This window comes from Nocardioides acrostichi (assembly GCF_015319165.1).
Classification (GTDB): Bacteria; Actinomycetota; Actinomycetes; order Propionibacteriales; family Nocardioidaceae; genus Nocardioides; species Nocardioides acrostichi.
In genome coordinates, this window is the sequence record NZ_JADIVZ010000001.1 from 783996 (window position 1) to 796898 (window position 12903).

Below are 12903 nucleotides of genomic sequence, written 5' to 3' on the forward strand. Positions count from 1 at the left end.
GGCCGATGAGCACCCACGAGCCCCTCACGTCGTCGACGGCGACGAAGGTCGACGAGCGCGGCCGGCTGTCGCGACTGGCCCGGCACCCGGTCACCCGCTTCGTGCTGGTGCGCGGCATCCTGCACACGCTGGTCGTGCTCGTGGGGGTCGTGGTGGTGACCTTCGGTCTCATCCTGCTGGTGCCGGGTGACCCGGTGCGCATCGCGCTGGGCACCCGGTACTCCCCGGAGACCTACGACGCCCTGCGTGCGGCCAGCGGCCTCGACCAGCCGGTGCCGCTCCAGCTGCTGCACTACCTCGGGCACGCGTTCACCGGCGACCTCGGGGTCAGCTTCCGCAGTGGCGAGCCCGTGACGACGCTGCTGCTCGAGCGGCTGCCCGCCACGGCGTCCCTGGCGCTGGCGGGCGTGCTCGTCGGGCTGCTCATCGCGCTGCCGGCGGGCATCTGGTCGGCGCTGCGCGAAGGCCGCCTGGCCGACGCCATCATCCGGGTGACCAGCCAGGTCGGCGTCTCGGTGCCGGACTTCTGGATGGGCATCCTGCTCATCACGCTGTTCTCCTCCACCCTCGGCTGGCTGCCCTCGTCGGGCTACACGCCGTTCTCGGAGGATCCGGCCGGCTGGTTCAAGAGCCTGGTGCTGCCCGCCGTCACCGTCGGACTCGTCGCCGGCTCGATCATGACCCGCTACGTGCGCTCGGCCGTGCTCGAGGTGCTGGCCAGCGGCTGGGTGCGTACCGCCCGGTCGAAGGGGCTCGGCGAACGCGTCGTGCTGCGCCGCCACGTGCTGCGCAACGCCGTGGTGCCGGTCGTGACCATCGTCGGCATCCAGATGGCGACGCTGCTCGGTGGCGTGATCGTGGTCGAGGTGGTCTTCGCCTGGCCCGGGCTCGGGCGCCTGACCTACGAGGCGGTCGCCGCGCGCGACTACCCGCTCATCCAGGGCGCGGTGCTGCTCATGGGCGCCTTGTTCCTGCTCATCAACCTCGCCGTGGACGTGCTCTACGCGGTGGCCGACCCGAGGATCCGGCAGCGATGACCGACGCGATCGAGACGAGACAGGATCCGGCGGACGACGTCGTGCCGGTCGCCGAGCGCGGCCCAGGCACGCTGCGGTTGCTGCTGCGCAACCCGGTGTCGCTGGTCGGCAGCGTGGTGCTGCTGGTCGTGGTGCTCGCGGCCCTGGTCGGACCGTGGATCGCGCCGTACGGCGTGAACGACACCGACGTGAGCCGCGCTCTCCAGGGCCCGAGCGGAGCGCACTGGTTCGGCACCGACGACCTCGGCCGCGACGTGTTCAGTCGGGTGCTCGTGGCCTCGAGGGTGTCGGTGGAGGTCGCGCTGGTCAGCGTCGGGATCGCCCTGGTGGTCGGCGTCGGTGTCGGCCTGGTGTCGGGCTACCTCGGCGGGATCACCGACGGCGTGCTCATGCGCGTGGTCGACGTGGTCTTCGCGTTCCCCGTGCTGCTGCTGGCGCTGGCCATCGTCGCCGTGCTCGGGCCGGGTCTCACCTCGGCGATGATCGCCATCGGCGTCGTCTACACCCCGATCTTCGCCCGCGTCGCGCGGGCCTCCACGCTCAGCGTGCGCTCCGAGCCGTACGTGCAGGCCTCGCGCACCATGGGCACCGGCAACACCTACGTGGTGTGGCACCACGTGCTGCCCAACATCTCGGGCCCGGTGATCGTGCAGACCTCGCTGTCGCTGGCCTTCGCCATCCTCTCCGAGGCCGCGCTGTCGTTCCTCGGCCTCGGGGTGCAGCCGCCGCGGCCGTCGTGGGGCCGGATGCTGTTCGACGCCCAGGACTTCGTCGGTGTCGCATGGTGGCTCAGCGTCTTCCCGGGAGCGGCGATCCTGCTCACCACCCTCGCGTTCAACCTGGTCGGTGACGGACTCGGCCAGGTGCTCGACCCGAAGCGTCGCACCCAGCTCGCCGCGCAGGCCGGAGGCCGCTGATGCCGAACCTGACCAAGCCGTTCAAGCCGTCGGCACCCGTGCTCGCCGTCGACGACCTGCGCGTGGCCATCCACGGTCGCGAGATCGTGCACGGCGTCTCGTTCGAGGTGCCGGACGGAGGCTGCCTCGGAGTCGTGGGGGAGTCGGGCTCGGGCAAGTCGCTCACCGTGCTGTCGGCGACCGGGCTGCTCGACATCCCCGGCGCGTCGGTCTCCGGAAGCTCACGGCTGGGCGGTGCCGAGGGCGATGTGAGGGATCGTGTCGAGATCGTCGGCGCGAGCCGCCGCACCCTGCGCTCCGTGCTCGGACGCCGGGTGGGGTTCGTGTTCCAGGATCCCGGCACCTCCCTCAACCCGCTGCTGACCCTCGAGCGGCAGCTCACCGAGGGCCCCGAGCAGCACCTCGGCATGACCCGGCGAGCGGCGCGTCAGCACGCCCTCGACCTGCTGGACGCCGTCGGGGTGCCCGACCCGGCCGACCGGCTGCACTCCTACCCGCACCAGCTCTCGGGCGGGCAGCGGCAGCGGGTGATGATCGCGGTGGCGCTCGCCTGCGACCCCGACCTGCTCATCGCCGACGAGCCCACGACGGCCCTCGACGTCACGACGCAGGCGCAGGTGATCGACCTCGTGCGCTCGATGCAGGCCGACCGAGGCATGGGTGTGGTGTGGATCAGTCACGACCTCGGCGTCATCGGCCAGGTCGCCGACGAAGTGACCGTGCTGCGCCAGGGCGAGGCGGTGGAACGCAACGACACGCTGGGCATCTTCGACGCGCCCCAGCACGACTACACCAGGCTGCTGCTCGACGCACGGCCCGTGCTCGGTCACCCGCGGCGGATGCCCGAGCCGGCGCCCCAGCCGCTGGTGGGCGTCGAGGATCTGCACGTCACCTTCACGCAGCGCGCGGACTCCGGCACCCGCCGCATCCTCGCCGTCCAGGGCGTCTCGTTCGAGGTGCCGCGCGGCACCACGCTCGGCATCGTGGGGGAGTCGGGGTCGGGCAAGTCGACCATCGCCGGAGTCCTCACCCGCCAGACGCCGGCCGACTCCGGCAGCGTGCGCCTCGGCGACGTCGACGTGCTGGCCGCGAAGGGCAAGGAGGGGCGCGACCTCAAGCGCCGGATCGCCATGGTGTTCCAGGATCCGTTCGCCGCGCTCAACCCGCGCGCCACCGTGTCGCGCTCGATCTCCGAACCGCTGCGCGTGCACCACCTGCTGCCCAAGCGCGACGTCGACGGTCGGGTGCGCGAACTGCTCGAGCTGGTCGAGCTGCCCGCCGACTTCGCCGAGCGCTACCCGCACCAGCTCTCGGGCGGTCAGCGGCAGCGGGTGTGCATCGCGCGGGCGCTGGCCTGCGATCCCGACGTGCTGATCCTCGACGAGTCCACCGCCTCCCTGGACGTGTCGATCCAGGCGAAGGTCATCGACCTGCTGCTGCGTCTCCAGGCCGAGCTGGAGCTCACCTATCTGTTCATCGCCCACGACCTGGCCGTCGTCGAACAGATCAGTCACGAGGTGCTCGTGATGCATCGCGGTCGCGCCGTGGAGCACCGGTCGTCGGCCGAACTCTTCGCCGACCCGCGCGAGGGCTACACCCGCTCGTTGCTGGCGGCGATCCCTCCCGTGCGGCCACGCGCGGCGCTCGGCTGACCAGCCCGCCTCCGCACGAAACCTCGCCGAACACCTGCGCGGGAGCACCGCGACGGGGCGGGTGCTCGCGCGCGTCGAACGAACCCGATCGCGCGTTCGCCATCGCCGAACGACACCGGTGGTCATGTGATCGCCGTTACACCAGCATCGGCATTCCTACCGCACCGCCGGGCCGCGTCCTTGAGTCACCCGCACCGGCGGTGCCGTGTGTCAGACCGATCCGGCGTGCCCGCATGCCGAGAAAAGGAGTCGTTCAGTGCTGACCGACATCTTCTTCCCCGAGGTGCTGGGCACCGCCACGCTGCTGCTCCTGGGCGCGGGCGTGGTCGCCAACGCCGTGCTGCCCAAGACGAACGGCAACGGCGGCGGGTTCTTGATGATCAACTTCGGCTGGGGCCTGGGCGTGTTCGCCGGCGTGTACGTCGCCTACAAGTCCGGCGCCCATCTCAACCCCGCGGTCACGATCGGCCTGGTCGCCTCCGGCGACGATCTCGGCGGCGACACGGCCCTGAAGGTGCTGGTCTACCTGGTGGCCCAGATGATCGGTGCCTTCCTCGGGGCGGTGCTCGCCTGGGCCGCCTACCGCAAGCACTTCGACGACCCGGAGGCCGATCCGGACGCCCAGCTCGCGTGCTTCTCCACCGGGCCCGGCATCAGCGCCCCGCTCTGGAACGTGATCACCGAGGTCATCGGCACCTTCGTGCTGGTCTTCGTGGTCATCGCCTTCGGCCACACCCCCAGCGGGCTGGGCCCCTTGGCCGTGGCTCTGCTCGTCGTCGGGATCGGCGCCAGCCTCGGTGGTCCGACCGGATACGCCATCAACCCGGCCCGCGACCTGGGGCCCCGCATCGCGCACGCCCTGCTGCCCATCAAGGGCAAGGGCGGCAGCAACTGGAGCTACGCCTGGATCCCCGTCGTGGCCCCGCTCATCGGAGGCGCGCTGGCGGGCGTGGCGGCACACGCCTTCGCCTATGCCTGAGCCCCCGGGCGAGAAGCCGTACGCTCCCTGAACGCCACCACCCGACACCATCGCGACACCCGCAAGCAGTGAGGAACCAGCTATGACCGACAGCTACATCCTGGCCATCGACCAGGGGACCACGAGCACCCGCGCCATCATCTTCGACCGGTCGGGATCGATCGTCGCCTCCGACCAGGTCGAGCACGAGCAGATCTTCCCGCGGGCCGGCTGGGTCGAGCACGACCCGATCGAGATCTGGGAGAACACGCGCAAGGTGATCGGCGGCGCGCTGGCCAGGGCCAACCTGAACTCCGGCAACATCGAGGCGGTCGGCATCACCAACCAGCGCGAGACGGCGGTGGTGTGGGACAAGACCACGGGCCAGCCGGTCTACAACGCGATCGTGTGGCAAGACACCCGCACCCAGAAGATCGTCGACCGTCTCGGCGGCGAGCAGGGCGTGGAGAAGTACAAGTCGGTGTGCGGCCTTCCGTTGGCTACCTACTTCTCGGGGCCGAAGGTCGCGTGGATCCTGGAGAACGTCGACGGCGCCCGTGAGAAGGCAGAGGCCGGCGACCTGCTCTTCGGCAACACCGACACCTGGGTGCTGTGGAATCTCACGGGCGGTGCGGAGAACGACGGCGTGCACGTCACCGACGTCACGAACGCCTCTCGCACGATGCTGATGGATCTCTCCTCGCTCACCTGGGACTCCTCGATCGCCGATGACATGGGCATCCCGATGTCGATGCTGCCGCAGATCAAGAGCTCCTCGGAGGTCTACGGCGAGTGCCGCCCGGGCGTGCTCAAGGGCACCCCGGTCGCCGGCATCCTCGGCGACCAGCAGGCCGCGACGTTCGGCCAGGCGTGCCTGGAGAAGGGCATGGCCAAGAACACCTACGGCACCGGCAACTTCATGCTGCTCAACACCGGCACCGAGCAGGTGCCGAGCGAGAACGGCCTGCTCACCACCGTGTGCTACAAGCTCGGCGAGGAGCAGGTGGTCTACGCCCTGGAGGGGTCGATCGCCGTCACGGGGTCGCTGGTCCAGTGGATCCGCGACAACCTCGGCATGATCTCGTCGGCACCGGAGATCGAGACCTTGGCCCAGAGCGTGGAGGACAACGGCGGTGCCTACTTCGTGCCCGCGTTCTCGGGTCTCTTCGCCCCGCACTGGCGTCCCGACGCCCGTGGCGCGCTGGTCGGCCTGACCCGCTACGTCAACAAGGGCCACATCGCCCGCGCGGTGCTGGAGTCGACCGCCTTCCAGACCCGCGAGGTGCTCGACGCCATGAACGCCGACTCCGGGGTGCCGCTCACCGAGCTCAAGGTCGACGGTGGCATGGTCGTCAACGAGACACTCATGCAGTTCCAGGCCGACATCCTCGGTGTCGACGTCGTGCGGCCCAAGGTCGCCGAGACCACCGCGCTGGGCGCCGCCTACGCCGCAGGCCTGGCCGTCGGCTACTGGGACTCCACCGGCGACATCACCGCCAACTGGGGCGAGGACAAGCGCTGGACCCCGCAGATGGACACCGAGGAGAGGGAGCGTCGCTACCGCCTTTGGAACAAGGCCGTCACCAAGACCCTCGACTGGGTCGACGACGACGTCGAGGCCTGAGCCGGGGTTTCGTCGACGCCGACCCCCGACCCCCCGACCACCACCGACCACCGATCATGACCGGGCCGGCTCCTCCTGGGCGGCCCGTCGAGGAAGAGCATGCTGAAGTCCCATCCCCTGGATCCCGCCCGTCGCGCCGACAGCTGGCAGGCGGTTCACGACGGCCACGTCGACGTGCTCGTCATCGGAGGCGGGGTGACCGGAGCCGGGGTCGCCCTCGACGCGGTCACCCGCGGACTCTCCGTCGCGCTCGTCGAGCAGTCCGATCTCGCCTCGGGCACCTCCTCGCGCAGCTCCAAGCTCTTCCACGGCGGGCTGCGCTACCTCGAACAGTTCGACTTCGGGCTGGTCCGCGAGGCGCTGCGCGAGCGTGAGCTCATGCTGACCCGGCTCGCGCCGCACCTGGTCAAGCCCGTCAGCTTCCTCTACCCGCTGACCCATCGCGGCTGGGAGCGGCCCTACGTCACCGCGGGGCTGACGCTGTACGACCGCATGGGCGGTGCCCGTTCCGTTCCCGGACACCAGCAGCTCACGCGCCGCGGGGCCCTGCGGCTGGCGCCGGGACTGCGGGAGGACGCCTTCGTGGGGGCGCTGCGCTACTACGACGCCCAGTCCGACGACGCCCGGCACACCATGACCTTGGCGCGCACGGCCGCGGCCCACGGCGCCCACGTCCTCACGTCGGTGCGCGTCACCGACCTCACCCGAGCCGGGGAGCGGGTCACCGGCGCCCGGCTCGAGGACGCCGAGACCGGTGCCGTCACGGCCCTCTCCGCCTCGGTGGTGATCAACTGCAGTGGCGTGTGGACCGACGACGTGCAATCGCTCTCCGGTGGCCCGGGCAACTTCCGCGTGCGGGCCTCCAAGGGCGTGCACATCGTGGTGCCTCGGCATCGCATCCGCTCCGAGAGCGGCATCATCTTGCGCACGGAGAAGTCGGTGCTGTTCGTGATCCCGTGGGACACCCACTGGATCATCGGCACCACCGACACCGACTGGGAGCTCGACAAGGCGCACCCGGCGGCGAGCCGCAGCGACATCGACTACATCCTCGAGCACGTCAACACGGTGCTGGTCAGCCCGCTGACCCACGACGACATCGAGGGCGTCTACGCCGGGCTTCGCCCACTGCTGGCGGGCGAGAGCGAGTCGACCGCGCGGCTCTCGCGGGAGCACTCGGTGGGCCGGCCGCTGCCCGGCCTCGTCTCGATCGCCGGCGGCAAGTACACGACCTACCGGGTCATGGCCAAGGACGCCGTCGACGCGGCGCTGTCCGACCTGCCGGCCGGGGTGGGGGTGTCCATGACCGAGGACATCCCGCTGCTGGGCGCCGAGGGCTACACCGCGTTGGTGGCCCAGTTGCCGCGCCTCTCGCAGCGGCTCGCCCTCCCGCAGTGGCGGGTCAAGCGGATGTTGGAGCGCTACGGCTCGCTGCTCGACGAGCTCGAGGAGCTGGCCGGTGAGGACGCCGGGTTGTGGGAGCCTCTCGCCGGAGCCCCGGAGTACCTGCGCGTGGAGGTACTGCACGCTGTGACCCACGAGGGGGCCCTGCACCTCGAAGACGTGCTCGCACGCCGCACCCGGATCTCGATCGAGACGCGTGACCGGGGCGTGGAGTCGGCGCAGGAGGTGGCCGAGTTGATGGCACCGGTCCTCGGTTGGGACGACGAGCGCGTCGCCGCGGAGGTGGAGGCCTATCGGGCACGCGTGGCGGCCGAGCGCGAGTCGCAGCAGGCCGAGGCCGACCAGGAGGCCAACGACCAGCGTCTCGCGGCTCCGGACGTGCGGCGCCGGGTGCCGGCGGTGTGAGGCCACCGCCCGCGAGGGGGGATGGTCGTGCGTGTCGTGGGTGTCGTGGGAGTCGAGCCGGTGAGGAGGGGAGCATGTCGGGCAACGTGCAGTCTGTCGAGCGCGCCGCGTCGGTACTGACCGTGCTGGCCGGGGCCCACCGTTCGATGGACCTCGCCGAGATCGCGAGCGCGGTCGGTCTGCCGAAGACCACGGTGCACGGTCTGCTCGCGACCATGCGTGGCGTCGGGTGGGTCGAGCAGGACCGACCCTCCGCCGGGTACCGGGTGGCTCGGCGGCTCAGCGGGCTGGCCACGTCGCTCGATCCGGCGGATCTGCGCTCGGCGGCCACGCCGTGGATGGACCGCCTGGCGCTCGACACGGGCCTGGAGGTGCATCTCGCGCGCCGAGACCGCGATGTCGCCCGACTCGTGCAGCACGTCTACCGCCCCGACAACACCGCGCAGCGGCTGCGCGTCGGAGAGGCGCTGCCGCTGCACGCGACCGCCCTGGGCAAGGTGCTGCTCGCCGAGACGACGGGCGCCGAGCCGACCGCCGACCAGCTGGAGACGTTCACCCGCTTCACCGTCACCGACCACGGTGTCCTCGACGAGGAGCTGGCCGGCGTGCGCGCCGAGGGTCACGCGGTCGAGACCGGCGAGTACTACCCCGACCTGCACGGCCTCGCGGTGCCCGTGCGCGGGAGCGTGGGGGAGTGTCTGGCGGCGCTCGCGGTCGTGGGTCGCCGCGACGAGGTGCTGGAGCGGGGCCGGGCCGCCTCGAAGCCGCTTGCGGCCCTGGTGCGCGCTGCTGGCTACGTCAGCCGGTCGATCGTGGGGCTCGCGTGAGCGTTGGGCCGCACTCGCGGCGGCTCGTGGCCTCGATCGACCAGGGCACCGGCTCCACGCGCTGTCTGCTCTTCGACGCCGCCGGGCGCCTGGTGAGTCTGGCCCAGCGCGAGCATGCCCATCGCTATCCGCGGCCGGGCTGGTCGGAGCACGACGCCAGCGAGATCTGGTCCAACGTGCGCCGAGTCGTCCCCCAGGCCCTCTCCGACGCGGGCGCCACGCCCGACGACGTGGTGGCGCTGGGTATCGCGAACCAGCGGGAGTCCTGCGTGGTGTGGGAGCGGCGCACCGGACGCCCGCTCTCGCCGGTGATCACCTGGGAGGACACCCGGGCCAGCGGCGTCATCGAGCAGATCGTGGCGGCCGGTCACACCGAGGCCGTGCTGGCGGCCACGGGAATCCCGCCGGCCAGCTACTTCGCTGCCGGCCGGCTGCGATGGCTGCTCGACACGGTGCCCGACCTCGAGCGGCGGGCGCTGCGTGGCGAGGTGGCGTTCGGCACCATGGAGACCTGGCTGATCTGGAACCTCACCGGAGGCGAGCACCTCACCGACGTCACCAACGCCAGTCGCACGAACCTGATGAACCTCGACTCGTTGCGCTGGGACAGCGACATGCTCGACGTCTTCGACATCCCCGAGGAGACCCTCCCGGAGATCCGGGCGACAGCCGACGCCTACGGCACGTGCGCCGAGGTGCTGCCGGGGGTGCCGATCACCGCGGCCCTCGGCGACCAGCAGGCCGCGCTGTTCGGGCAGACGTGCTTCGACGTCGGTCAGAGCAAGTGCACCTTCGGTACGGGGGCGTTCTTCTTGATGAACGTGGGTCAGACGCCGGTGCCCTCGCGCCACGGACTCCTGGCGACCGTCGGCTACGCCCTCCCGGGCGAGCCGCCGGTGTTCGCGCTCGAGGGCTCCATCGCCGTTGCCGGATCCCTCGTGCAGTGGGTGCGCGACAACGTCGGCCTGGTCGACACCGCACCGCGCATCGAGACCCTGGCGCGCACGGTCTCCGACAACGGCGGGTGCTACGTGGTGCCCGCCTTCTCGGGGCTCTACGCGCCGCGCTGGGACGCCCAGGCGCGCGGGGTCATCGTCGGTCTCACCGCGTACGTGACCAGCGGTCACCTGGCGCGTAGCGTCTTGGAGGCCACCGCCTGGCAGACCGCCGAGGTCGTCGAGGCGGTCGAGCAGGTGTCGGGGCAGCGACCGGCCAGCCTGCGCGTCGACGGTGGGATGACCACCAACCACCTGCTCATGCAGAACGTCGCCGACGTGCTCGACCTGCCCGTCGAGCGACCGCTCTTCTCCGAGACCGTGTCGGTGGGGGCGGCCTACGCCGCCGGGCTCAGCGCCGGCGTGTGGCCCGATCTCGACGCGCTGCGCCGGCTGTGGCGTCGAGCCGCGAGCTGGCAGCCGGAGATGGACTCCGCCACCAGGGATCGTGAACGGGCGCACTGGGCGCACGCCGTCGACCGGGCGCGGGGGTGGCTCGACCACGACCCGGCGCCCGGCCGCGATGAGCAGGCGCGAGGACTCACGGGGTAGCGGGCAGGGTGGGCAGCGCGGTGAGCAGGTCGTCGCACGCCTCGAGCATGAACGCGCGAGTCGGCCCCTGGAGCGTCGCGCAGGCAGGTCGGACCCGATCGAGCAGGAAGGCCCGGCTGGTCAGCAGGGGATCCTGGTCGACCTTCCGGACCAGCCGACGGGTGAGCCGCTGGAGAGAGGACGGCGACACCGAGCCCTCGTGCACGGCGGCCCGCGGCAGGTGCTCCGCGGTGGTGGCCAGCACCTGGGCCAGCTCGAAGGGCCGGTAGAGGGCCAGAGTGCGCTCGAAGATGCCGAAGCCCTCGATCGGTGTGTCGCGCAGGTGACCGCGGTAGTGCACGGGGCCGAACATGTACTCGACGGGGAGGGGGTGCGCTGGCGCGGGAACGAGGGTGTGCGCGGTCAGCTCCAGCTCCCAGGCCGGCACCCGCAGGACGTGGCCGTCGGGGCAGTAGCGGTTCGGCGAGGGAGGCGGGAAGGCCGTCTGCACCGACTCCGGCCACTTCACGTACGAGGTGGTCTCCACCTCCAGATCGGGGGAGAAGCGCGTCGTGCCGCGGCCGGGCCCGGGGATGAACCGCGTCGCTCCCGAGAAGCCGCTCAGGCTGTTGCGATCGGTCCGGTCGAACTGACGCCACAAGGAGAGGTCGGTGCCGTCGGAGAGGTTGATGGTGCGCCACTCGTGGGAGCGGTCCCGGGCGAACAGCCCCACCTTCTCGCCGGCGTACTGCGGGAAGAACTGACGGTCCATGTGGCCGACGTGGCCCTCGAAGTCCTCGGTGCGCCCGCCCCAGGTGATGGTGCCGCGCACGCGCTGGCCGGTCTGGAAGTAGGTACCGGTCCCGGTCTGCCCGAAGCACTCGATGTAGCCCTGGCCGCGCCCGACGACCGTGGGTGGGTTCTGCGGGATCTGCACGCAGCTCAGTCGCATGGCGCGGCCGTGCTGGTCCTCGCCGCGCAGGTCGAGACGGTACTCGAAGGGGACGAGGTGGCCGGCCCGGCGGCGCGTCCGCCAGGTCGAGGTGCCCTGGGGGCCGTCGAAGGAGAGCCCGAGATGGCCCGACGCCATGTGCAGCTTCGGCGGTGAGAGCAATCCCGCGGGAGGGAGGTCGGTCGGGACGGAGGTGCCGTAGTCGCCGCTGCCGAGGTCGTAGAACCCCAGGGCGTGGAAGTCGGCACGCAGCTCACCGGGGAGCCGGTTCTTGCAGAAGATCGTGCTGAACGCCAGCCGGCGGCCAGACGTCGTCACGATGGCGGCGTCGAGGTACCAGGTGTCCGTGCCCTGGTCGTCCTGACGCCCCTCCACGGTCGGGAAGGTGAAGCGCGGATCCCCGAAGAGCCGTAGTGGGTAGCGCCGCCACCCCGGCCGGCTCGAGACCTGGCGGCCCGACGCCGCTCCGGCGCCGCTTAGGCCACCGAGCGCGAGCCCGGCGGCTGCTCCGGCGGCCTTCATCACGGACCGTCGGCCGACGGCGTGCTCCTTGACCACGTCTGCATCCCCTCTGTAGGGCGGGTCGGTGGCTCGCCGATCCGCGGCGTGAGACGGGCTCCGCGTGCACGACGACGCGTCCCGAGTGCCGCGCCGATAAGTGAGACGACTGTAACACTTAGTTCGCCCGCCAGCGGCCGACCGCTGCTACCTCGCTGTGGGGGGCCGGGATGCGACAGTGAGGCCGTGAGTCCCGTCCGCCGTCCACCTCGATCCGACGCCCGGGCGCACCGGTCCGCCATCGTCGAGGCGAGCCAGGAGGTGCTGCGCGACGTCGGACCCGACTTCTCCATGGGACAGGTGGCCGGCGCGGCCGGGGTGTCGCGCACGACGGTGTACCGGCACTTCGCCGACCGCGAGGCCCTCCTCGACGCGCTCGTGGTGGTCATGGCTCAGCGGCATCTCCCGGAGGTGGTGGCGGTCCTGGGCCGAGGCACGCTCGAGGACTCCGTCGATGCCTTCGCCCGCTCGGTCCTCGAACGGGCCGCCCAGGAGAGGGCGCTGGTGCGAGCGGCCGGTCCGCGACTGGAGGCGCTGACCCGTCTCGCCGTGATCGACGAGCCCATGGTGGCTCTCCTGGCCAGGCGGCGGACGCGCGGCGAGCACCGATCGGCGCTTCCGGAGCGCTACCTGGTCTCGTGCGTGCGCGCGCTCGTCGTCTCCGCGGTGCTCGACGAACGCCCGGTCGATCCGGCGGCCACCGAGCTGGCCACGGCCCTGCGGCTGCTGCTGGGACTCCCGCCGCACGGATGAGCCACGACCCTCGGCTCGTGCTTCCGGGGTGAGTTTCACGTGCGTGGCCATAACCCCGGGCCACCGAGCGCCGTTCTAGCCAGAGACGTCGTGACGATGGTCACGACCGGCAGTGAGGAGACGGTGGATGCCAGCAGCGGATCCGGCAGCGGATCGGTCAGGGTCGGACGCCGTGTCGGGGCTGCCCCGCACGTCTCGTCGCGGTCTGATCGGGGGAGCAGGCGTGGCCGGTGCGGCGCTGGTCGGTCTCGGCGTGCCGGGCGCACGCTCGCGGGCGGATGCTGTGGCGT

General features: G+C 71.4%; 10 protein-coding genes. 9 read left to right on the plus strand and 1 reads right to left on the minus strand.

Annotated features, from left to right (window positions below; translation table 11 throughout):
* The first annotated feature begins 5 nt into the window (after nt 1-5).
* The 8 genes from ISG29_RS03690 (at nt 6) to glpK (ISG29_RS03725) (ending at nt 10371) form a co-directional block, all read left to right on the plus strand.
* Nucleotides 6-1037 (plus strand): ABC transporter permease, encoded by a 1032-nt coding sequence (locus tag ISG29_RS03690; protein WP_194501956.1) that lies wholly within the window; start codon nt 6-8, stop codon nt 1035-1037.
* On the plus strand, nt 1034-1954 hold the full coding sequence (locus tag ISG29_RS03695) for an ABC transporter permease (protein ID WP_194501957.1): 921 nt from the start codon (nt 1034-1036) through the stop codon (nt 1952-1954). Before ISG29_RS03690 ends, ISG29_RS03695 begins: the two co-directional genes overlap by 4 nt.
* Nucleotides 1954-3606, plus strand: a complete 1653-nt coding sequence (locus tag ISG29_RS03700; protein WP_194501958.1) for a dipeptide ABC transporter ATP-binding protein — start codon at nt 1954-1956, stop codon at nt 3604-3606. The genes ISG29_RS03695 and ISG29_RS03700 overlap by 1 nt, the downstream gene beginning before the upstream one ends.
* A gap of 259 nt (nt 3607-3865) precedes the next feature.
* Nucleotides 3866-4585 (plus strand): MIP/aquaporin family protein, encoded by a 720-nt coding sequence (locus ISG29_RS03705; protein ID WP_194502273.1) that lies wholly within the window; start codon nt 3866-3868, stop codon nt 4583-4585.
* Between the two features lie 82 nt (nt 4586-4667).
* Nucleotides 4668-6188, plus strand: a complete 1521-nt coding sequence (gene glpK, locus ISG29_RS03710) for a glycerol kinase GlpK (protein ID WP_194501959.1) — start codon at nt 4668-4670, stop codon at nt 6186-6188.
* Nucleotides 6189-6287: 99 nt separating this feature from the next.
* Nucleotides 6288-7997, plus strand: coding sequence for a glycerol-3-phosphate dehydrogenase/oxidase (locus tag ISG29_RS03715; protein ID WP_194501960.1), 1710 nt, complete (start codon nt 6288-6290; stop codon nt 7995-7997).
* A gap of 74 nt (nt 7998-8071) precedes the next feature.
* Nucleotides 8072-8824 carry an IclR family transcriptional regulator gene (locus tag ISG29_RS03720; protein ID WP_194501961.1) on the plus strand — a complete coding sequence of 251 codons (753 nt, stop codon included), beginning with the start codon at nt 8072-8074 and terminating at the stop codon, nt 8822-8824.
* Nucleotides 8821-10371: a glycerol kinase GlpK gene (gene glpK, locus ISG29_RS03725; protein ID WP_194501962.1), complete on the plus strand. Its 1551-nt coding sequence runs from the start codon at nt 8821-8823 to the stop codon at nt 10369-10371. Before ISG29_RS03720 ends, glpK (ISG29_RS03725) begins: the two co-directional genes overlap by 4 nt.
* Here glpK (ISG29_RS03725) and ISG29_RS03730 read toward each other — a convergent pair.
* Nucleotides 10361-11860 carry a secreted hydrolase gene (locus ISG29_RS03730; protein WP_194501963.1) on the minus strand — a complete coding sequence of 500 codons (1500 nt, stop codon included), beginning with the start codon at nt 11858-11860 and terminating at the stop codon, nt 10361-10363. The two genes, glpK (ISG29_RS03725) and ISG29_RS03730, sit on opposite strands and share 11 nt — an antisense overlap.
* 186 nt (nt 11861-12046) lie before the next feature.
* On the opposite strand from ISG29_RS03730, the gene ISG29_RS03735 reads away from it, so the two are divergent.
* Nucleotides 12047-12613, plus strand: coding sequence for a TetR/AcrR family transcriptional regulator (locus ISG29_RS03735; protein ID WP_194501964.1), 567 nt, complete (start codon nt 12047-12049; stop codon nt 12611-12613).
* Nucleotides 12614-12903: the final 290 nt, after the last annotated feature.